This is a genomic window from Kribbella sp. NPDC051718, assembly GCF_040681515.1.
Lineage (GTDB): Bacteria > Actinomycetota > Actinomycetes > Propionibacteriales > Kribbellaceae > Kribbella.
Window position 1 is genome coordinate 578718 of the sequence record NZ_JBFAYZ010000002.1, and the last position, 18894, is coordinate 597611.

Below are 18894 nucleotides of genomic sequence, written 5' to 3' on the forward strand. Positions count from 1 at the left end.
GTCAGCCGGCCTTGATCTCCTGGACGATGAGCTCGTTCCGGGCATCCTGGCCGTAGGGGACCGAAGTGTGGATCCCCTTGCGCAGATAGGTGTTGAGCCGCGACGGCTTGGCCGCCAGCCACTCGGCCCAGCGGACGATGCGCAGGTTGGAGTGCCGTCGCTGTGCGTCGGCCAACTGCAGGTTGACCCAGGCGCTGTTGCGCTGGTCTGCCAGCAGCATCGTGGTCCCCAGACCAGTGCGGGCCACCTGGGTGTTCACCCAGAACACAGTGGTCCGCTGGCCGACCAGGCTCATCGCCCGGTCGATCTGCGCGGCCATCACGGGCGGGTTGAAGATGTCGTTGGTGCCGCACGCCATCACGATCCGGCGCGGCAGCCCGTAGTTCGACCTCCAGTCGGCCAGCGCGTCGACGGTGTCCTTGGTCGGCCGCCCCGACCAGTTGTTCACGGCAAGCTCCAGGCCCAGCTTGCTCTTCAGGCGCACGGCGAGTGCCTTGCCGTCCTGTACGCCGAGGCTGTCGCCGAACATGAACACCCCGTTCACCGACAGCACCCGCTCGATCGTCGCCTCGGTCGCGACAGCCTTGGAAAGGCCCCTCCACTCGCCGAGACTCCCCGATCCGTACGCACCGGCGGCCGCGGCAGCCGTACCGGTGGTCGCCACCGTCGACGCCGCCGCTACCGCCCCTGCCACGAACACCTGTCGCCTATTCGGCCTGACCCCACTCAATAGCTTCCTCACGGGAGGAACTTTAACGATGCCGAGAGTCTTTCAGGTTTCAGACGGTCGTCCGACCTGTGCAACGAAAGCCTGAAACCGTAGGGCCGCCGGCGACAGCTCCCGGCCCGACCGCCAGGTCAAGCCGATGTCCCGACGAGCCTCGACCCCGGCCAGCGGCACAGGAGTCGCTCCACTGTCAGTGCCGCGAACCGCACCGGCAGGCAGTACTGCGACCCCCAGACCGGCGCCGACCAGGCGGTCGATGGTCGAGAGGTCGGTGGACTCGAAGGCTGCCACCGGGGTGAAGCCGGCCGCCCGGCACAGCTCGTCCACGACACGACGGAAGCCGAAGCCGGGACGAAGGCCGATGAACGGCTCGGCAGCGGCCTCCGCCAGCTCGACCTGTTTCCGGCCGGCCAGCGGGTGATCTGGTGGTACATAGAGACAGAGCCGCTGGCGTTCGAGCAGATGCCAGCCGAAGGCATCCGGGTCCGGACGAGGGCCGGTGACAGCGAGCTCGGCTTCGCCCGACTCGAGGTCGCGGATGATCTCGTGCGACGGCTCCTCCCGCAGGGCGAAACGGATCCGGGGAGCCGTTGCCCGGAAGGCCTTCAGCAGGTCGGGCACCAAACCGGTGGCGACCGAATGCAGGAAGGCCAGCCGGACCGTGCCGGACTCCGGGTCCTGCAGCGCCTCGATCCGCGACCTGGCAGCATCCACCGCCGTCGTCCCCGTCCGGGCCGCTTCGAGGACCAGGCGGCCGGCGGGGTTGAGCCGCAGGCCCCGATGCTCGCGTTCGAACAGTCGCGCGCCAAAGGCGGCCTCGACCCGGCGTAGCGATCGGGACAGCGTCGGCTGGCTCGTCCCGAGGACAGCGGCCGCGTCGGTCAGATGCTCGGTCTCCGCCAGCACGACGAACCAGCGCAGATCTTCGACATGCATACGGATAGCGTATCGATCTCCGCTGATCGTGACATTTTACGCATGTCAGAACATCTGGCACCGTCGACAGCATGCAGACCGTCACCGTCCGCGGCTACCTCCCTGGCGAGGCTGGCTATCGCCGCCTGTCGGCGGCATTGTTCGCGGCCGGGCTGGCGACTTTCGCCATGCTCTACAGCACCCAGGCGCTGCTGCCAGAGCTGAGCCGCGTCTTCCGGATCTCCCCCAGCCAGAGCGCTTTCAGTGTGTCCTTGGCCACTCTCGGCCTCGGCGTAGCGATCCTGATCGCAGGACCGGCCTCTGAAATCCTCGGCCGCACGAAGTTGATGCGCTGGTCAGTAGCGACCGCCGCGGCGATCGCTGTTCTCTGTGCGATCGCCCCGAACTGGCAGACCCTGCTGGCACTCAGGGGCCTGCAGGGCATCGCGCTGGCCGGGCTACCTGCTGTCGCCATCGCCTACCTGCGCGAGGAGGTCCACGAGGACAGCCACGCCAGGGCAAGCGGCCTGTACGTCGCCGGCACCGCCGTCGGCGGGATGACTGGTCGCTTGGTAGCTGGCGGTCTCGCCGACATCGGCGGTTGGCGGGCTGGCCTGGCCGGCGTCGCTGTGCTCGGCGTCGTCTGCGCGGTACTGGTCGCCGTACTGTTGCCGGAGTCGCAGAACTTCGTCCGCACGACAGGCAGCCGCCAAACCTTGCGGGTGCTCAAGGACCCAGCACTACTCGCGCTTTACGGAACCGCTGCGACAGCGATGGGCGCCTTCGTCGCCGTCTACAACGCGACCGGGTTCAGGCTCGCCGCAGCGCCGTACGAGCTGGGGCCCGGGTTGGCCAGCCTGGTGTTCACGGTCTATCTGGTCGGGTCCGCAGCATCAGCGGTGGCAGGCAGATTGGCTGATACCTATGGCCGCCGTGCGGTGGTGCCCGTCGGCTGTCTGGTGGCATTAGTCGGCATAGCACTCACGCTCGCCGGGCCGCTGCCACTGGTTGTCGCTGGGCTCGCGGTGATGACCGCGGGGTTCTTCGCCGTGCATGGGGTCGCTAGCGGCTGGGTTGCAGTACGTGCGCATGCAGGCGGCGGTGGTACGGGTCAGGCGGCCAGCTTCTATCTCTTCGCGTACTACCTGGGCTCCTCGGTCTTCGGCGGCCTCGCCGGTACCGCGTGGACGCACGCCGCCTGGCCCGGAGTGGCAGCCGAGGCCGGTGGCCTGCTCCTCATCACCTTGGTCCTGGCTCTCCTGTTGAGGCGCAGTGCCAAACTGACGACATGACGCGAGCTACCGATGCGGCCACCGAGATCGGCCTGGCCTACGAGGTCACCAAGCACGGCAGGGTCAACTCACTGGAGGAGGCGGCGGCCGCCCGTGGCATCGAGCCGGCCAAGCTGATCAAGACGATCGTCGTGCGGCTCTCCGACGACGACTACCGGTTCATCCTGGTCCCCGGTGACCGGGAGATCGCCTGGCCGAAGCTGCGCGCACTGCTGGGCATCAACCGCATCTCGATGCCCAGCGCCGACACAGCCCTCGAGGTGACCGGCTACGTCCGCGGCACGATCACCCCGCTCGGCAGCACCAACCCCTGGCCGGTGATCGCCGACGAGCGGATCACCGGGACGATCTCGATCGGTGGCGGCGACCACGGCGTCGGCATGACAGTGAGCGCCGAGGACTTGCTCAAGGCCCTCGACGCCACGGTCGCTGACGTAACTGACTAGGTCAGCAGACCTCGCTGACCAGCTCGTAAGCCCGCCTGGAAGCGAGTGGTTGCGTCCAAGGCTTTCAAAATCCGCTGCATTCGTCGCTCGACCGTTCGCTGGGCGACGCCGAGGCGGCGAGCAATCGCCTGGTCGGTGAGTCCAGCTGCCGCCAGGGCCAGCAGTTGCTGGTCCTCGAAGGTCAGCGGCCCGTCCGAGGCCGACGGTGAGAGCGGAGTCGCCTGCTGCCACAGCAGCTCGAACAGTCGCACCAACGCGTCCAGCAAGGTGGACGGTCCGATCTCGACGAGCTCCTGCCCGGCCTGCAGCAGCCCGATCCGCTGATCGGCGACCAGCAGCTTCAGCGGTACGTCGCGCAGCATCCGGCAGCTAGGCCCCGCACTACGAGCAGCAGCGATCTCGGCAGGCTCCACGAGCGCAGCCATGTCGTAGACCGTTCGGTAGGCGACTCCATGAGCCCGTCGCGGCTCAATCGGCAGTACGACGAAAGGCGGCTTGTCGAGTATCAGCACTTCGGTCTGCGCACTCTGCTGCGCTTGGTAGAAGCGCTGCGCCATCGCCTGCTGTCCACGGATCACCGTGAACGGCCCGGCGTCGCCGCGAGCCCGGAACTCCGAGGTCAGCGCAGCCGCACCGAGACGCGCCTGCACGATGGCCGCCTGCTTGCGGAGCGCCAGGAGCTCCACAGCGGCCTCGGGTACCGCAGGGGTGTAGCGGGCCGGGCGCCCCGGAGTACGGGACGCCAGACCCAGCGACAGGAGTGACCGGAGGTGCCGGGCCACCCGTGCGGTGGCCCAGCCTGTGTCAGTGACCAGTTCGGTCGTAGTTGCTTCCGGCCGGGCCAGAAGCGCCCGGTAGAGCTGCTCGTCCTCCGAGCAGACACCGAGTGCTTCCAGCACCGGAGCGGGTCGGTAGTTATGCATTACGGCAACGCGTGGACGTGAGAGCCGACCTGGTTCGCGAACCCGCCCCCGTTGAGCGCATCCCAGTTGGTCGACCAGGTCATCGCGCCGCGCAGCGTGGGCCACGTGGTGCTCGGCTTGAAGCTTCCGCAGTTGGTTCCCCGGGCCAGGCAGTCCAGTGCGTTGTTGACGATCGTCGGCGACACGTAGCCGCCACCGGCCGCCCGGCTCGAGGCCGGCAGGCCCAGACCGACCTGGTCGGGCCGGAGCCCGCCCTGCAGCATGATGCAGGCCTGCGCGGTGATGAAGTCGACCGTGCCCTGCGAGTACACCTGCCCGTTGCAACCGTTCATCGAGCCCGAGTTGTAGTACTGCACGTTGACGATGGTCAGGATGTCCTTGATCGCCAGCGCCAGCTTGAAGTACTCGAACGTGGTCGCCTGCATGTCGATCGTCTGCGGCGCCATGGTGATGATCAGGCCACTGCCGAAGCTGTTCCGAAGGCTCTGCAGTGCCTGACCCATGTACTGCGCGTTGACACCGTTCTCCAGGTCGATGTCGATCCCGTCGAAGCCGTACTCACGCAGCAGCGACAGCGCACTCGACGCGAAGTTGGCGGCCGCGGTCGCGTTGGCCACCGAGACGGTGCCGTTCTGACCACCCACGGACAGGATGACCTTCTTGCCGGCCGTGTGCTTGGCGGCGATGTCCGCCTTGAACTGCGCGACGGTGTAGCCACCCAGACCGGCGCTGTCGAGGTTGAAGGTGATCGCGCCCTGCTGGGCACCGGTGTCGGCGAAGGCCACAGCGATGAGGTCATAGGCCGCCGGGACGTCGGAGATCCTCTGCACGGTCGCGCCGTTGTTGAAGTTCTGCCAGTAGCCGGTCAGGACGTGCTTCGGCAGGGGCCCCGGCGGCGGGTTCGTCGGCCCGCTGGACGTCGTACCGGAGACGGTCGCGCCGTACGCCGAGCAGTTGCCGGCCGCGTCACAGGCACGGACCTTGAAGCTGTACGTCGTACTCGGGTTGAGCCCCGACGCTGTCCAGCTGGTGACGTTGCCCACGCTCTGCGGGGCGTCGGTGCCGCGGACCACGTCGTACCGGCTGACGCCGTTGGCGTCCGAGGAGGCCGACCAGTTCAGCTGCAACGAGCTAGAGGTCGGGCTGCCGACCGTGAGTCCACCCGGGACGGTCGGCGGCGTGGTGTCCGGCGGCGGACCGGTACCGCCCGGGCCGTCCAGTACGACGTCGTCGGCCTGATACGCCGGCAGGCCGTACCACCCGTGCGTGTAGACCACGACACTGCTGGTCGACGCGCTGGTGGTGAACGTCGTGCTCAGCTGGGCCCAGCCGGTGCTCGACGTCCAGGTGCTGGTGCCGCCGTCGGCACCGAGGTACACGTTCGAGCCCTTCACCCAGGCCGACAGCGTGTACGTCGAGCTCGGCTTGACCGAGACGGTCTGGCTGCAGCGGGCGATGTCGTTCGAACTGGGACTGCCCTGCAGCGCATAGGTGCCGGTGTGGGCCGAGCCACTGACCGCGGCGCCGGAGCCGGCAGTACAGGACCAGCCGGCGAGCGTGCCGGTCTCGAAGGTCCCGTTGGTGACGAGGTTGGTCGCGGCGGAGCTGGTTTGGGTGATCAGGACCAGACCGGTGATCGCGAGGAGCAGGGCTGACAGGACTGAGATGACCGCGGCGTGGGGGCGGTTCGTACGCGGGTTCATGTGACACAAAGTGTGACCAGTCAACTACATTGTCAAGACCCTGCATAAAGTGGGAACGCTCTCACGCTCAACAAAAATGAAAACTATATGGCTTTTTGAGGTTCGGCGGCCGACATCTGCCCGACAGCGGGCAGATCGGGCTATTTCGGTAAGCGCTTGCAGCCAGCGAAAGAGGGAGCCCGGAAGGGCTCTACCTGTAAAGGAAAGGCGACGGCCCCCGGCGGGGGGGTGACCGGGGGCCGTCTTCGGCCACGGGCTCGGGGGGAGGAGCCGGGGGCCGATCAGGAGGCGACAGTCTGCCACTGTCGAGAAGTATGTACCCCCCGAATCCGGATCTCACACATCTCAGTTCAATTTCAACTGAGCGCCTGAAGAACCGGCGCCTGGACCTCGATCAGAGGCGTTCAGGCCAGTGTCACTGTCACACTGCTCAACAGTCTAACGGGAGACCCGGCCACACGAAAGGCCGGGCCCCTCGGCGTTTCGCCGGGTTCTCTATCCTCGACCTCATGGAGCACCCGGTGACGCCCCGATCGGCCGCCTTCTTCGACCTCGACAAGACGATCATCGCGCGCTCCAGCACGCTGGCCTTCTCCCGCCCGTTCTACGCCGGCGGTCTGATCAACCGGCGGACCGTACTGCGTAGCGCCTACGCACAGTTCGTCTACCTGCTCGGCGGCGCCGATCACGACATGATGGAGAAGATGCGGGAGTACCTGTCCGCTATGTGCACAGGTTGGGACGTCCAGACGGTCCGCGAAATCGTCGCCGACACCCTGCACCACATCGTCGAGCCGATGATCTACGACGAGGCGGTGGCGCTGATCGCGGAGCACCACGCGGCCGGCCGGGACGTGGTGATCGTCTCCTCGTCCGGGGCCGAGGTGGTCGAGCCGATCGGCGCCATGCTCGGCGCCGACAAGGTGATCGCCACCCGGATGGTAGTTGCCGATGGCAAGTACACCGGTGAGATCTCGGTCTACGCCTACGGCCCGCACAAGGCGACCGCGATCACCGAGCTCGCCGCCGCGGAAGGCTATGACCTGAAGGCTTCCTACGGCTATTCGGACTCGATCACCGACGAGCCGATGCTGGCCGCGGTCGGCCATCCGTTCGCGGTGAATCCCGACAAGGCGCTGCGCAAGCTCGCCGTCTCGCGCGACTGGCCGGTGCTCGACTTCAGCAGGCCGGTGGCACTCGAGGAGCGCAAGCGGCTGGCCGAGGCGCGCCGGACGACCGTTGCCGCGAGCCTGCTCGGCGTCGCCCTGGCCGCCGCCGGCGTCCTGCTGTACACCGCCCGCCGGCGCTCGAAACTCACCGAAAGTTGAGGCGGGCTCCGTTCTTCTCAGCTTCATGAAGGTGGCGTTAGCCCTTCCCCTGAAGGGATCTGAAGAGTACAAAGGAAGCACAAAGGATCTTCGGATCCGGTAGAGAATCGCACGGCAACCAGGCACCCACGCGGCGACCAGCCCATCCCAACCGGGCAGCACGACCCCAGACTTCGGCCAACGCCGAAACCATGGGGCGGCAGACAAGGTGCACGCTTGGTAACCAGGATGTTGTGCTCGCGACGGCGCTCTCCCCGGAGAGCGCCGTTCGCAATTTCCCCCTACTGAGTAGAGAGATTGAGCGGCGAACGCTCCGCCGACAGCGCCATCACTTCACAACTCCTCAGTAACCAGGCCTGTACGCCGACCAGCCCACCGTCGGCATAATCCCGCAAACCCTGTGCGTACGACCCGCCGAGCTCCAGGTGCCCGACCTCAGGCACCGTCACCGACAACGGGTCGATGCCACGGGCAACCAACACGGCGTGCTCGGCGGCCCGCGCAACCAGCCCGTTGGCGACCGGAAAAGGCCGGAGTACCGCGAGTTCCGCGTGCACGATCGCCGCCACCACCAGCCCCGGCGCCTTGGTCGGGACGGTCAGCGCCCGCGCCAGACCGTGCAACCGCTCCCACATCTCGTCGGCGGGCGGCGCCGGCGAGAGCCCCGGGATGTCGTCCGGGATCGGCTCCCGACTGGTCCGCAGGTGACCCAACTGGTCTTCACTGCCGAGTTCGACAGCCGCCAACTGGTGCAGTCTGGTCCAGACCTGTACCGGCGCGGTGTCCACGCGTGGCGCCAGGCTCATCAGCTCGCCCGTCATCCGGACCGCCCCCGCGGTCCACGCGTCGCCCGCTCCCCGGCGTACCTCCTCCAAGGAGACCGAACTGCCGGCCAAAGCCGCGGACGCGTGGGCGCCCCGGAGCAGCGCCTCGGCGGTCATATCCGCGCCGACCTTCCGCAGCCCCCGGTCGCGCAGCAGCACGTCGACCGCATCCCTGGCCGCCCGGGCCGCCGAACCGACCCCTTCGAGGCCGGCCAGTGGTTCGAAGACGTCTGTGCTCATGGTCAGCACCCTAGGATGCAGACCTATGGCCGCCAGCACCGACTCCGCCGGGGTCCCCAGGTTCAGCATCGTGGTCCCGTGTCATGCGTCCCGGGCCTGGCTGCGGCCGTGCCTGGATTCGGTGCTGAGCCAGTCGTGCGCGGACTTCGAGATCATCGGGGTGGACGACGCCAGTCCGGACGGCAGCGGCCGGATCCTGGAGGAGTACGCCGCGGCCGACCCGCGGGTCCGGGTGCTGCACCTGAGCGAGAACGTCGGGCTCGGGCTGGCCCGGAACGCCGGTCTGAAGGAGTGCCGCGGCGACTACGTGCTGTTCCTCGACGCCGACGACGTCTACCGGCCCGGCTCGCTGGCCGCGATTGCCGCCCGGATCGACGACACCAACCGGCCGGACATCGTCATGTTCGACTACGAGCGGATCCACTGGGACGGCCAGGTGGTCCGCAACCAGCGGCACGACGCGTTCGCCCGGGAAGGCGCCGGCGTCTTCACCGCGGCCGAGCGGCCGGTCTTCCTGACCTTTCTAGAGGTGGTCTGGAACAAGGCCATCCGGCGCGACTTCCTCACCCTGCACGGCTTCGTCTTCACCGCCGGCTTCTACGAGGACGCGCCCTGGACCTACTCGACGATGCTCACCGCGCAGCGGATCGCGACGCTGGACCAGGTCGTCGTGCACTACCGGCAGCACCGCACCGGCGGCAACATCCACGCCACCGCGACCCGGCAGCAGTTCGACATCTTCGACCAGTACGACCGGGTGCACGCGTTCATCACCTCCGATCCGGAGCTGGCCGGCTGGCGGCGGTTCGCCTTCGACCGGTCGCTGGACCACATCCTCGCGGTGATCGACAAGCCCGAGCGACTCGCTCCGGAGGATCGGGCCGAGTTCTTCCACGCGGCCGCGGCCTTCGCCAAGCGCTGGAAGCCCGAGGGCTACGTGGTCGACAAGACCCGGCGCGGCTTCCGCCGGTGGCAGATCGTGCACGACGACTACGCGACGTACACGACCCTCAAGCTCAGCGCCAAGATGCTCGCCGTACCGAGCCCGCGGAAGGCGGTCGACAAGCTGCTGCACCGCGGTGACCTCGACCCGAACCTGGCCCTCTACGGCGCCTACTGGTTCAAGCAGTACGCGTGCAACCCGCGAGCCATCTACGAGAAGGCCGCCGAGCTGGCTCCCCAGTTACGCGGGGTCTGGGTGGTCGACGCGGAGCATGTCGCGGCGATCCCGGAGGGCGTCGAGTACGTGGTGGCGGGCTCACCGGCGTACCAGAAGCTGGTCGCGAAGGCGACGTACTTCGTCAGCAACATGAACCTGCCGAATGAGCTGGACAAGCGCGACGGGCAGATCCATCTGCAGACCCAGCACGGTACTCCGCTGAAGACGATGGGTACCGATCTGCGCCACTACCCGGCAGCGGCGAAGGACCTCGACCTCGAGGAACTCATGCGCCAGGTCGACCGGTGGGACTTCAACCTGTCGTCGAACCGGTACTCGTCGGAGATCTGGGAACGCACCTACCCGGCCCACTTCGAGGAACTCGAGTACGGGTTCCCCCGCAACGACCGGCTGCTCAACGCGACCGTGGACGACGTCCGGGCGATCCGGGCCTCGTTCGGCTTCGACGACTCGCATCTGGTGGTGCTGTACGCGCCGACGTTCCGCGACGGGGTCGACTCGGTCCGGACGCCGTCCGGCCTGGTCGATCTGGGTGGCGACGGGATCCATCTCGACCTGGACCAACTGGCCGCGGCGGCCGGCGACCACGGGCGGGTGCTCGTCCGGACGCACTACTCGCTGTCGAAGCATCCGACCGCGCACTCCGACCGGGTGGTGGACGCATCGAGCCATCCGCGGGTCGAGGACCTGATGCTGGCGGCCGACGTACTGATCTCGGACTACTCGTCGATCAGCTTCGACTACGCCAACCTCGATCGGCCGATCGTGCTGCTGGTCGACGACCTCGGCGCCTACGACAGCACCCGCGGGACGTACTTCGACATCACCGCGTTTCCGCCGGGGCTGGTGGCCAGATCGCCGGAGGAGTTGCTGTCGGCGCTGCAGACCGGTGCCTTCGCGAAGGCCGAGGCGGCCAAGCATCGGCAGCTGTTCCGGGAGAAGTTCTGCGAGTTCGACGACGGGCGGGCGGCGGAGCGGGTGGTCCGGCGGATCTTCCTCGGCGAGACCGAGCTGCCACCGATCACCCCGTTGGCCGAACGACACCCGGCACCGTCACCGCATCAGCTCTCGTCCTGAGTCGTGCATAATGGTCGTCATGTCGACCAGCCCGGTGATCGCGCGCGATCGCTTCGGCCTGCGACGACGAAGCACTGTCTGAACACCTCAATCCTGTTCCAGTTGCTTCTCTTCTCAAGGACTCTGCCATGTCCGCAGTGCTGTCTGCCCTTGCCACCCAGCTGTCCACCGCCGTCTCGGCCGCCTTCGGCGCGGAGTACGGCGTACTCGATCCTGAACTCCGGGCCGCCACCAGACCCGAGTTCGGTCACTACCAGACCAACCTGGCGCTCAGGCTCGCCAATGAGCTCAAGCAATCGCCGCGCGCCGTCGCAGCGCAGTTGGTGGACGCGCTCGACCTGAGTCAGTTGTGCGAACAACCGCAGATCGCCGGGCCCGGGTTCATCAACCTCACGCTGCTGCCGGCAACCCTCGCGGCCGGCGTCAACGAGCCTGTCGTCTTCGCACCGCGCGGTGAGCGGGTGGTGGTCGACTACTCGCAGCCCAACGTGGCCAAGCAGATGCATGTCGGCCACCTGCGGTCGACGGTGATCGGCGACGCCTTGTGCAACGTACTCCGGTCCGTCGGCTACCAGGTGATCCGGCAGAACCACGTCGGCGACTGGGGCACGCAGTTCGGCATGCTGGTCGAGCAGGTGCTGTTCGAGGACCTTGCGGTGGAAACCCTTGATATCGAGGGATTGCAGCAGCTCTACCAACGGGCCCGGAAACATTTCGACACCGATGGCAACTTCGTCGACCTGTCCCGGGCAAGGGTCGTACTGCTGCAGTCGGGTGATGCCGAGACGCTGGCGATCTGGCGGCAGATGGTCGAGGTGTCGCTGACCGAGTTCGACCGGATCTATGCGCAGCTCGGGTCGCCGTTGACGCGGGCCGACGTGGTCGGCGAGAGCGCCTACAACGACCGGCTGCAAGGCGTTGTCGACGATCTGACGACCGCGGGATTGCTGACGGAGTCGGGTGGGGCGTTGTGCGCTTTCCTGCCCGGCTTCGCGGGACGGGACGGTTCGCCGTTGCCGGTGATCGTGCGGAAGTCGGATGGCGGGTTCGGGTACAGCGCGACGGATCTCGCGGCGGTACGGCATCGGATCGACGAGCTGCACGCCGATCGGATCGTCTACGTGGTCGATCATCGGCAGGGCCTGCATTTCCAGCAGATCTTCGCGCTCTGCCGGGCGGCCGGCTGGTTGCCCGCCGACGTTCCGGCCGAGCATGTTGCCTTCGGCACCGTTCTGGGGAAGGACGGGAAGCCCTTCAAGACCAGGGACGGCGGCACGGTCCGGCTGGCTTCGCTGCTGGACGGAGCGACGGCGCGGGCGCGGGCGTTGCTGGACGAGCGGGATGCGCTGGACGACGACGCGAGGGCGAGTGTCGCGGCGGCGGTCGGCATCGGGGCGATCAAGTACGCGGATCTGTCGAGCGACCGGATCAACGACTACGTGTTCGACCTCGACCGGATGGTCGCGATGACCGGGAACACCGGGCCGTATCTCCAGTACGCACAAGCCCGCTTGACCCGGTTGCTGGACAAGGCCGGCGAGGCTCCGACAAAGGTGACCGTGCTGGACCAGCCGGCGGAGCAACGGTTGGCGTTGTTGCTCGGTGGGTTCGGCGATTGTGTGGAACAGGTTGCTGAGACGCTGCAGCCGCATCGGTTGTGTACTTATCTGTTCGAGGTCGCCAGCGCGTTGTCCGCGTTCTACGAGACGTGCCCGGTGCTGAGCAGTGCGGGCGAGGTGCGGGCCAGTCGGCTGGCTCTGTGCGCGGCGACCCGGCAGGTGTTGCAGGATGGCTTGGGGCTGCTGGGGATCAGCGCGCCTGACTCGATGTGAGCTGAGAGGGGTTCGCCGATGTTGCCGTGGTCCGCGGAGCTTGCCGGACGGTTCGACCAGACGATCTTCGACAGCGCGTTCCTGCGCGGCAACCCGCTGGGCGATCCGCATGAGCGGCCGGTGCTCGTCTACCTGCCACCGGGGTATGACGAATCGGACCAGCGCTACCCGTCGATCTACGTGGCGATGGGCTACACCGGTCACCTCGGGATGTGGTTCAACCGTTCGCCGTTCCGCCAGCCTTACCCGGAGTTGCTGGACGCGCTGTTCGCGACCGGTGACGTGCCGCCGGCGATCGTGGTGTTCGTCGACGCGTGGACGAAGCTCGGCGGCAGTCAGTACCTCGATTCGCCGGGCACCGGCCAGTACCACTCGTATCTCTGCGACGACCTCGTGCCCTGGGTCGATGAGCGGTACCGGACGATCGCGGATCGCGACCATCGCGCGATCACCGGCAAGTCGAGCGGTGGCTACGCGGCGATGGTGACTCCGCTGCTCCGGCCGGACGTGTTCGGCGCGCTGGCGACGCATGCGGGTGATGCGGCGTTCGAGGTCTGCTACCAGCCGGAGTTCCCGCTGGCCGCACGGATGCTGCGGGATCAGTACGACGGGTCGTACCCGAAGTTCTTCGCCGACTTCGAGAGTCGCGCGGGCCGGACGACCGGGCAGGATCTGGAGTTCCTCGAGATGTACGGGTACGCCGCGGCCTACTCGGCCGAGCCGGACGGGACCGTGCTGCTGCCCTATGACGAGCTCGGCCGGACCATCCCGGAGATCTGGGAACGCTGGCTGAGTCGCGATCCGGTGCACATGGTCGCGACGGAGACCCGGTACGCCGAAGCGCTCGGGTCGATGCGAGCCGTGTGGATCGATGCGGGCAAGCAGGACGAGTACTACCTCGACTTCGGCGCGACAGCGTTCCATCGGGCGGCGCTGCAGGCCGGCGTACCGGAAGAGCGCTTGTATTTCGAGCTTTTCGAGGGCAAGCACGGCGGCATCGAGTATCGCTACCCGCTCGCCGTCGAGTGGCTCTGCCGGAAGCTGACTGCCTGATCGGGTAAATGAGGTGCCGGGCCGTCGGCTCGGCACCTACCGTTCTCGGCATGGGGACGTTTCCGGAGTGGGTCGAGGCCCGGCCGATCGAGAAGACCGACGCCGACGAGTGGGCGGCGTTGATGAACGACGTGCAGGTGACCGACCAGAACGGCGAGAACTACAGCGCCGGGGATCTGGTCGAGGAGCTCGGCGATCCGAAGATGAACGCCGCCCGGGACACAGTCGGCCTCTGGGTCGACGGGGTGATGGTGGCGTACGGCGTCGTCTACTGGCGCAAGAACCTGGTCGACGTCGACCGGCTCAACACCGACTCCGCGGTCCGGGGGCAGTGGCGTCGCCGCGGGCTCGGGCAAGCGCTGCTGACCTGGGAGATCGGCCGGGCTCGTGAACTGCACGAGGAGCACCACCCGGACGTTGCCGAGGCCGAGCTCAACTCGACCGTGATCAGCACGAACGTCGGGGCGGCCGCGCTCTTCACCGGGCTGGGCTTCGAGGAGTGCCGGTACTCCTTCACCTTGCAGCGCCCGCTCGACGTGCCGGTTCCGGCGGTCAGCTTGCCGGACGGGCTGCGGGTGGTGCCGTTCGAACCGGCGTACGACGAGGCGCTGCGGCTGGTCCACAACGAGGTCTTCATGGACCACTGGGGTTCGACTCCGAAGGACGAGGAGACCTGGCGGGTCTGGTTCACCGGGTCGCGTGCATTCCGGGCCGGGCTGTCGTTCCTGGTCCTCGACGGCGACCAGATCGTCGCCTACGCGAACGGCTACGAGTACGACGCCGACACCGCGGCGACCGGAATCCGCGAGGTCTACGTCGGCCAGGTCGGTACCGTCCGATCGCACCGCGGCCGCGGATTGGCCGCCGTGGCGCTGACCGCCCTGATGACCCAGGCCGCCGAAACCGGCTTCAAACGCGCATCCCTGGGCGTCGACACCCAGAACCCGACCGGCGCCCTCAGCCTCTACGAGCGTCTCGGCTTCCAGCAGCACACCCAGTGGACGACGTACCGACTGCCGTTGACCTGAGTCAGCAGTAGGGGACGGCCCAGTCGTCGGTTTCGTAGTAGGCGGCGCTGACGTAGCCGGAGACGCTGATGGTGTGGTCGGTGATGTAGTACCAGATGCTGGTTGCGACGCCGCCGACCACGACGAGCGGGCCGTTGACCTTGCAGTTCGCGGTGGTTGTGTGGGTCGGCTGGCAGATCCCTTTGCCCTGCCCGCCCGTGCTTGCCGCTGTGCGGATGAGGACCGGAGAGGTACACCGGCCCGGTGCTGACTCGACGGAAGCCGAAGCCGGCACGGCGGTCAGTACCGCCGCGCCGGCTCCCGCGATGAACATGACTGCGAGTGTCTTGGTCATGCACTCACTGTCATAGCTCGACGGGGACTTCTTCAATCCTTTCGACCGCCGGTGAAGGGTTGCCGCGGCGGTTCCACGGACGGACGCCGAGCACGATGACCGTCAGCGTGAGCGCTGCGTAGATCGCGGAACCGACGAAGGCCGCATGCACGCCGTCGGTCAGGATCTCGCGCACCCGCTCGGCCGGGATCCTCGAGGCCGCGTCCGAGTTGCGGCTCGCGGTACCGAAGATGGTGACCAGGATGCCGAGGCCCAGGGCCCCGCCGACCTGCTGCAACACGTTCAGCATGCCGGAGGCAGCACCCGCATCCTGCGGCTGTACGCCGGCCAGCGCGCGGCCGGTGTTCGGGATGAACAGCATCCCGGCGCCGAACCCGAACAGGACGAGCGGGCCGACGACGCCGCCGAGGTAGGTACTGTCCTCGGTGAGCCGGGTCAGCCAGAGCGTGCCGGCCAGGACCAGCAGCGAACCGCCGATCATCAGCCTGCCGCCGTCGACCCGGCCGAGCAGCCTCGGCACGATCCGGGACGAGGCGAACAGCAGCCCGGTCAGTGGCAGGAAGGCCAGGCCGGCCTGCAGCGGGCTGAACTCCAGCACTCCCTGCAGGTACTGGGTGAGGAAGAAGAACATCCCGAACATCGTGCCGACCACCAGCAACATGGTCGCGTACGCCGCCACCCGGTCGGGATTGCCGAACAGCCGCAACGGCACGATCGGGTGGCTCACCCGGCGCTCGATCAGAACGAACGAGGTGAGCAGGACCAGACCGATCGCGAAGGCGCCGAGCACCTCGGGCGACGTCCAGCCGACCTCGGCGACCCGGATGAAACCGAAGACGACCGAAGTGATGCCGAGCGTCGAGGTGAGTGCGCCGGCGACGTCGAACTTGCCCTTCTCGGGCGGCGTCTCGGACAGGACCTGCCGGGCCGCGAAGACCAGGCCGATACCGATCGGGACGTTGATGAACAGGCCCCACCGCCAGGAGACCCAGTCGGTCAGCATGCCGCCGAGGACCAGGCCGACGCTCGCGCCGCCGGACGAGACCAAACTGTAGAGACCGAGGGCCTTGAGTCGCTCGGGACCTTCGCGGAAGGTGAGCATCAGCAGGGTCAGGGCCGCCGGAGCCGCGATGGCACCACCGATGCCCTGCAGGACCCGGGCCGCCAGCAGCAGTTCGGCGGACGGGGCGAGTCCACCGAGCAGCGAGGCGGCGCTGAAGACGCTGACGCCGGTGATGAACACCCGCCGGCGACCGAGCAGGTCACCGGCCCGGGCGCCGAGTAGTAGCAACCCGCCGAAGGCGAGGGCGTACGCGTTCTGCACCCAGGACAGGCTGGCGGGACTGAAATCGAGTGCGTGCTGGATCTTGGGCATCGCGATGTTCACCACGGTGCCGTCGAGGATCACCATCAACTGGGTGACCAGGATGACTGCGAGGACTACCCCCGGCCGCCGCGCGGGCGTACCGGTTCGGGCGCCGGCCGGTCCTGCGGAAGTTACCGCCATAGTGTGACTTGCTCCTTACCCGGGAAGGGCTAGAGTTGGTTTCAGATGAAGTGGAGAGCTCCTCCGGATTCCACCATACGGAGGCTCCCTCCGCTTTATCAAGGGATTTGTGGCGCGACTTTGCGTGCGCTGTCCACTACGCCTCGGCAAGGAGGGCCGGATGACCTCGACACCACTCCCGACGACCCGGCCTGCCCGCGCCGACGCCGCCCGGAACTACGACCTGCTGGTCACCGCCGCGCGGGAGGCCTTCGCCGAGCACGGGACCGACACCTCGCTGGAGGAGATCGCCCGCCGGGCCGGCGTCGGGATCGGCACCTTGTACCGGCGCTTCCCGAACCGGACGGCACTGCTCGAGGCGGTCTACGTCGACGAGATCCAGCAGGTCTGCAACCGCGCCTACGGCTTCGCCGAGAAGCTCGGGCCGTATGACGCGCTCGCCGCCTGGCTGCGCAGCTTCGTGGGTTACAGCATCTCGAAGAAGAGCCTGGCCGGTGAGCTGACGGTGGCGCTGGGCAAGAACTCGGAGTTCTTCACGGCCTGCAAGGTGAACGTCCGCCAGGCCGGTGACCTGCTGCTCGACGCGGCGAAGGCGGACGGCTCGGTCCGCCAGGATCTCCAGTTGATGGACGTCCTGCGGCTGGTCGGCGGGATCACGATGGGCCGCGACATGTCCCCCGAACAGGCCAACCGCCTGCTCGACATCGTCCTGGCCGGCCTCAAAGCCTGATCGGCGTCACGGCGTCCAGATAGGGAGCCGTTGCGTCAGCCTCCACGAACTGCAACTGGTCCTTGGGCAGCGGCCACGGCACTGCGAGTTGCGGGTCGAACAGGTTGACCATCGTCCGCGGTGCATCCGGCGTCCAGTGCGCGGCGAGCAGGTAGGTGTAGACCGTGTTCGGCTCCAGTGTGCAGAACGAGTGCCCGCAACCCTCGGGCAGGAAGATCGCCTGCCCCGGCGTCAGCTCGAACGTCTCCAGCCGACCGAAGGTCGCTCCCTCGCGGAGATCCACGATCGCGGTGAACAGCCGCCCGAGCGCCGGCGAGATGTAGCGATCCCAGGCCTCCGCGTGGATGCCGCGGGTGATGCCGACCTCGGTCGTGTAGGCCATGTTGTTCTGCACGAACTCGACCTGCGGGAACCCCTGGTCGACCAGCTTCGCCTGCTGGAAGCTCTCCTTGAACCACCCTTGCGGGGTCTCGATCAAGTCCAGCTCGATCTGCAGGAGTCCTGGGATGCTGGTCTGCTTGACGCTCGGCATGGCCCGCAGCCTATCGACGTACCTGGGGACGGGCTTGCAGTTGGGCCTGGTCGGCGGCGCTCAACCCAGCAGCCCAGCCCGCGCCGTTCGTGATCCTCGTGCGCCGGGTGACCGTGTCCGGGAACAACTTCGTGAACAGCGCCTCGACCTGCGCTTCACGCTTGGTCAGCACCGGCAACAGCCGATCGGCATCGGCAGCCGCCACGGCGGCCTGCGTCGCGTCCGTCGTCTTCTGGAGCCGCTCGCCGATGCGCTGCGCATACGCCATCAGGAACGATTGCCGGAACGACCGGGTCCGCGACTCGCCCCGGTGACCGATGTGCTTGCCAGCAGCAAGCATCGCGCGATTCGCCTGCACCAGCAGCGAAGTACTGAGCAGCTCGGTCAGTTGGAGATCGAGCTCGGCGCCGACGATCGTGACCACGGCGAGTTGCTCCATCGAGACCGTGCGACAGCGGTTGGCAGAGGCGACGGCCCCGACGAGTTGCGCCTTCGCTGATACATAAGGGGTCTCGACCCAGATCCGCCGGGCGCCGGAGTCGTCGGGCAGGTCGAGTCCGGGATCCGCGTCCACCAGCGCCTGGTCGAGCGAGAACTTGGCCATCAACTCCTGCGCCTTGCCCGACAACGCCTCGGCCTCGTCCGGGAAGTCCGTCGCCTCCGCCTTGGCCAGCAGGGCCCTGATCCGCCCGAGCATCTTGTCGTTCGGTACGCCGGTGGCCGCCGCGCGGGCCTGCACCGGCGTCCCCGGCAAGGGGAACAGCCTGGCGAGCCCGGGCAACGACTGGAGGAAGCCGGCGATCGTGAGAGCCGTGTGGAGAGCGAGGTAGCGACCGAGCCGTTGCCCCGAAGCCCAGGTGGTCAATTGCAACTCGGAGTACGGCGCCGCGATCCCGAGGTCGAGCAGCTGGTCCAGCCAGCGCGGATCGACCTCGGGATAGGCCCGATGCTCGGAGGCGATGACCGCCACCAGCAACGGCTCCACCCCCGGCTCCAACCGCCGTCGAGCATGCTGAACCACGTCGCCCGGCGTCCACCCACGCTCCCAGGCGGACCGGATCAGCTTCCGCAGGAACTCCTGCAGAACCCTGTCGACCTGCGCTTGGTCGCGCTCGTCATAACCACCGAGGCGGGCCAGGAACGCGTCAGCCTCCTCGTGGTTGAGCACGACGGCAGCGGCCGCCGAGGGCAGCAGGTGCAGGATCTCGGAATCACTCACGCGG

At 67.6% G+C, this 18894-nt stretch carries 17 protein-coding genes; 8 read left to right on the top strand and 9 right to left on the bottom strand.

Features of this window, described 5'->3' with window-relative positions; genetic code table 11:
• Nucleotide 1 precedes the first annotated feature (1 nt).
• The gene (locus tag AB0M15_RS09355) at nucleotides 2–694 is read right to left on the bottom strand and encodes a hypothetical protein (protein WP_363815687.1); all 693 of its coding nucleotides are present in this window, start codon (nucleotides 692–694) and stop codon (nucleotides 2–4) included.
• A gap of 78 nt (nucleotides 695–772) precedes the next feature.
• On the bottom strand, nucleotides 773–1663 hold the full coding sequence (locus tag AB0M15_RS09360; protein WP_363815689.1) for a LysR family transcriptional regulator: 891 nt from the start codon (nucleotides 1661–1663) through the stop codon (nucleotides 773–775).
• Between the two features lie 71 nt (nucleotides 1664–1734).
• On the opposite strand from AB0M15_RS09360, the gene AB0M15_RS09365 reads away from it, so the two are divergent.
• Nucleotides 1735–2934 (top strand): MFS transporter, encoded by a 1200-nt coding sequence (locus tag AB0M15_RS09365; RefSeq protein WP_363815691.1) that lies wholly within the window; start codon nucleotides 1735–1737, stop codon nucleotides 2932–2934.
• Complete coding sequence (locus AB0M15_RS09370; RefSeq protein WP_363815693.1) at nucleotides 2931–3380, top strand: YbaK/EbsC family protein; 450 nt, start codon at nucleotides 2931–2933, stop codon at nucleotides 3378–3380. The genes AB0M15_RS09365 and AB0M15_RS09370 overlap by 4 nt, the downstream gene beginning before the upstream one ends.
• Here AB0M15_RS09370 and AB0M15_RS09375 read toward each other — a convergent pair.
• Together AB0M15_RS09375 and AB0M15_RS09380 are read right to left on the bottom strand one after the other, a co-directional pair.
• A complete protein-coding gene (locus tag AB0M15_RS09375; RefSeq protein WP_363815695.1) occupies nucleotides 3377–4303 on the bottom strand; it encodes a helix-turn-helix domain-containing protein in 927 nt (308 codons plus the stop codon). The two genes, AB0M15_RS09370 and AB0M15_RS09375, sit on opposite strands and share 4 nt — an antisense overlap.
• Nucleotides 4303–6006 carry a glycoside hydrolase family 18 protein gene (locus tag AB0M15_RS09380; RefSeq protein WP_363815697.1) on the bottom strand — a complete coding sequence of 568 codons (1704 nt, stop codon included), beginning with the start codon at nucleotides 6004–6006 and terminating at the stop codon, nucleotides 4303–4305. The genes AB0M15_RS09375 and AB0M15_RS09380 overlap by 1 nt, the downstream gene beginning before the upstream one ends.
• 509 nt (nucleotides 6007–6515) lie before the next feature.
• Between AB0M15_RS09380 and AB0M15_RS09385 the strand changes: the two genes are divergently transcribed.
• On the top strand, nucleotides 6516–7334 hold the full coding sequence (locus tag AB0M15_RS09385) for an HAD family hydrolase (RefSeq protein ID WP_363815699.1): 819 nt from the start codon (nucleotides 6516–6518) through the stop codon (nucleotides 7332–7334).
• 281 nt (nucleotides 7335–7615) lie between these two features.
• Here the strand turns inward: AB0M15_RS09385 and AB0M15_RS09390 are convergent, their stop codons facing one another.
• Entirely contained in the window at nucleotides 7616–8398 is a 783-nt protein-coding gene (locus AB0M15_RS09390) for a cell filamentation protein Fic (protein WP_363815701.1), read from the bottom strand.
• A gap of 25 nt (nucleotides 8399–8423) precedes the next feature.
• On the opposite strand from AB0M15_RS09390, the gene AB0M15_RS09395 reads away from it, so the two are divergent.
• The 4 genes from AB0M15_RS09395 to AB0M15_RS09410 all read left to right on the top strand — a co-directional run bounded on the left by AB0M15_RS09395 (nucleotide 8424) and on the right by AB0M15_RS09410 (nucleotide 14568).
• Nucleotides 8424–10655 carry a CDP-glycerol glycerophosphotransferase family protein gene (locus AB0M15_RS09395; RefSeq protein ID WP_363815703.1) on the top strand — a complete coding sequence of 744 codons (2232 nt, stop codon included), beginning with the start codon at nucleotides 8424–8426 and terminating at the stop codon, nucleotides 10653–10655.
• Between the two features lie 128 nt (nucleotides 10656–10783).
• Nucleotides 10784–12487, top strand: coding sequence for an arginine--tRNA ligase (argS, locus tag AB0M15_RS09400; protein ID WP_363815705.1), 1704 nt, complete (start codon nucleotides 10784–10786; stop codon nucleotides 12485–12487).
• A gap of 18 nt (nucleotides 12488–12505) precedes the next feature.
• Entirely contained in the window at nucleotides 12506–13540 is a 1035-nt protein-coding gene (locus AB0M15_RS09405; RefSeq protein WP_363815707.1) for an alpha/beta hydrolase-fold protein, read from the top strand.
• Nucleotides 13541–13590: 50 nt separating this feature from the next.
• Nucleotides 13591–14568 carry a GNAT family N-acetyltransferase gene (locus AB0M15_RS09410; RefSeq protein ID WP_363815709.1) on the top strand — a complete coding sequence of 326 codons (978 nt, stop codon included), beginning with the start codon at nucleotides 13591–13593 and terminating at the stop codon, nucleotides 14566–14568.
• 1 nt (nucleotide 14569) lies between these two features.
• On the opposite strand, the gene AB0M15_RS09415 is transcribed toward AB0M15_RS09410, so the two are convergent.
• Both AB0M15_RS09415 and AB0M15_RS09420 read right to left on the bottom strand, forming a co-directional pair.
• Nucleotides 14570–14902, bottom strand: a complete 333-nt coding sequence (locus AB0M15_RS09415; protein WP_363815711.1) for a hypothetical protein — start codon at nucleotides 14900–14902, stop codon at nucleotides 14570–14572.
• A gap of 10 nt (nucleotides 14903–14912) precedes the next feature.
• Entirely contained in the window at nucleotides 14913–16409 is a 1497-nt protein-coding gene (locus AB0M15_RS09420; protein ID WP_363815713.1) for an MFS transporter, read from the bottom strand.
• Nucleotides 16410–16569: 160 nt separating this feature from the next.
• On the opposite strand from AB0M15_RS09420, the gene AB0M15_RS09425 reads away from it, so the two are divergent.
• Nucleotides 16570–17139, top strand: a complete 570-nt coding sequence (locus tag AB0M15_RS09425; RefSeq protein WP_363815715.1) for a helix-turn-helix domain-containing protein — start codon at nucleotides 16570–16572, stop codon at nucleotides 17137–17139.
• On the opposite strand, the gene AB0M15_RS09430 is transcribed toward AB0M15_RS09425, so the two are convergent.
• Both AB0M15_RS09430 and AB0M15_RS09435 read right to left on the bottom strand, forming a co-directional pair.
• Nucleotides 17129–17671: a dTDP-4-dehydrorhamnose 3,5-epimerase family protein gene (locus tag AB0M15_RS09430; RefSeq protein ID WP_363815717.1), complete on the bottom strand. Its 543-nt coding sequence runs from the start codon at nucleotides 17669–17671 to the stop codon at nucleotides 17129–17131. The two genes, AB0M15_RS09425 and AB0M15_RS09430, sit on opposite strands and share 11 nt — an antisense overlap.
• Nucleotides 17672–17681: 10 nt before the next feature.
• Entirely contained in the window at nucleotides 17682–18890 is a 1209-nt protein-coding gene (locus tag AB0M15_RS09435; protein WP_363815719.1) for a DUF2786 domain-containing protein, read from the bottom strand.
• Nucleotides 18891–18894 lie beyond the last annotated feature (4 nt).

Bases quoted from the DNA above. Each gene is read 5' to 3' on its own strand.
- AB0M15_RS09430 (WP_363815717.1), bottom strand. From the start codon at position 17,671: ATGCCGAGCGTCAAGCAGACCAGCATCCCAGGACTCCTGCAGATCGAG.
- AB0M15_RS09370 (WP_363815693.1), top strand. From the start codon at position 2,931: ATGACGCGAGCTACCGATGCGGCCACCGAGATCGGCCTGGCCTACGAG.
- AB0M15_RS09390 (WP_363815701.1), bottom strand. From the start codon at position 8,398: ATGAGCACAGACGTCTTCGAACCACTGGCCGGCCTCGAAGGGGTCGGT.
- AB0M15_RS09415 (WP_363815711.1), bottom strand. From the start codon at position 14,902: ATGACCAAGACACTCGCAGTCATGTTCATCGCGGGAGCCGGCGCGGCG.
- AB0M15_RS09380 (WP_363815697.1), bottom strand. From the start codon at position 6,006: ATGAACCCGCGTACGAACCGCCCCCACGCCGCGGTCATCTCAGTCCTG.
- AB0M15_RS09375 (WP_363815695.1), bottom strand. From the start codon at position 4,303: ATGCATAACTACCGACCCGCTCCGGTGCTGGAAGCACTCGGTGTCTGC.
- AB0M15_RS09405 (WP_363815707.1), top strand. From the start codon at position 12,506: ATGTTGCCGTGGTCCGCGGAGCTTGCCGGACGGTTCGACCAGACGATC.
- argS (WP_363815705.1), top strand. From the start codon at position 10,784: ATGTCCGCAGTGCTGTCTGCCCTTGCCACCCAGCTGTCCACCGCCGTC.
- AB0M15_RS09425 (WP_363815715.1), top strand. From the start codon at position 16,570: ATGACCTCGACACCACTCCCGACGACCCGGCCTGCCCGCGCCGACGCC.
- AB0M15_RS09395 (WP_363815703.1), top strand. From the start codon at position 8,424: ATGGCCGCCAGCACCGACTCCGCCGGGGTCCCCAGGTTCAGCATCGTG.
- AB0M15_RS09360 (WP_363815689.1), bottom strand. From the start codon at position 1,663: ATGCATGTCGAAGATCTGCGCTGGTTCGTCGTGCTGGCGGAGACCGAG.
- AB0M15_RS09420 (WP_363815713.1), bottom strand. From the start codon at position 16,409: ATGGCGGTAACTTCCGCAGGACCGGCCGGCGCCCGAACCGGTACGCCC.
- AB0M15_RS09365 (WP_363815691.1), top strand. From the start codon at position 1,735: ATGCAGACCGTCACCGTCCGCGGCTACCTCCCTGGCGAGGCTGGCTAT.
- AB0M15_RS09410 (WP_363815709.1), top strand. From the start codon at position 13,591: ATGGGGACGTTTCCGGAGTGGGTCGAGGCCCGGCCGATCGAGAAGACC.
- AB0M15_RS09385 (WP_363815699.1), top strand. From the start codon at position 6,516: ATGGAGCACCCGGTGACGCCCCGATCGGCCGCCTTCTTCGACCTCGAC.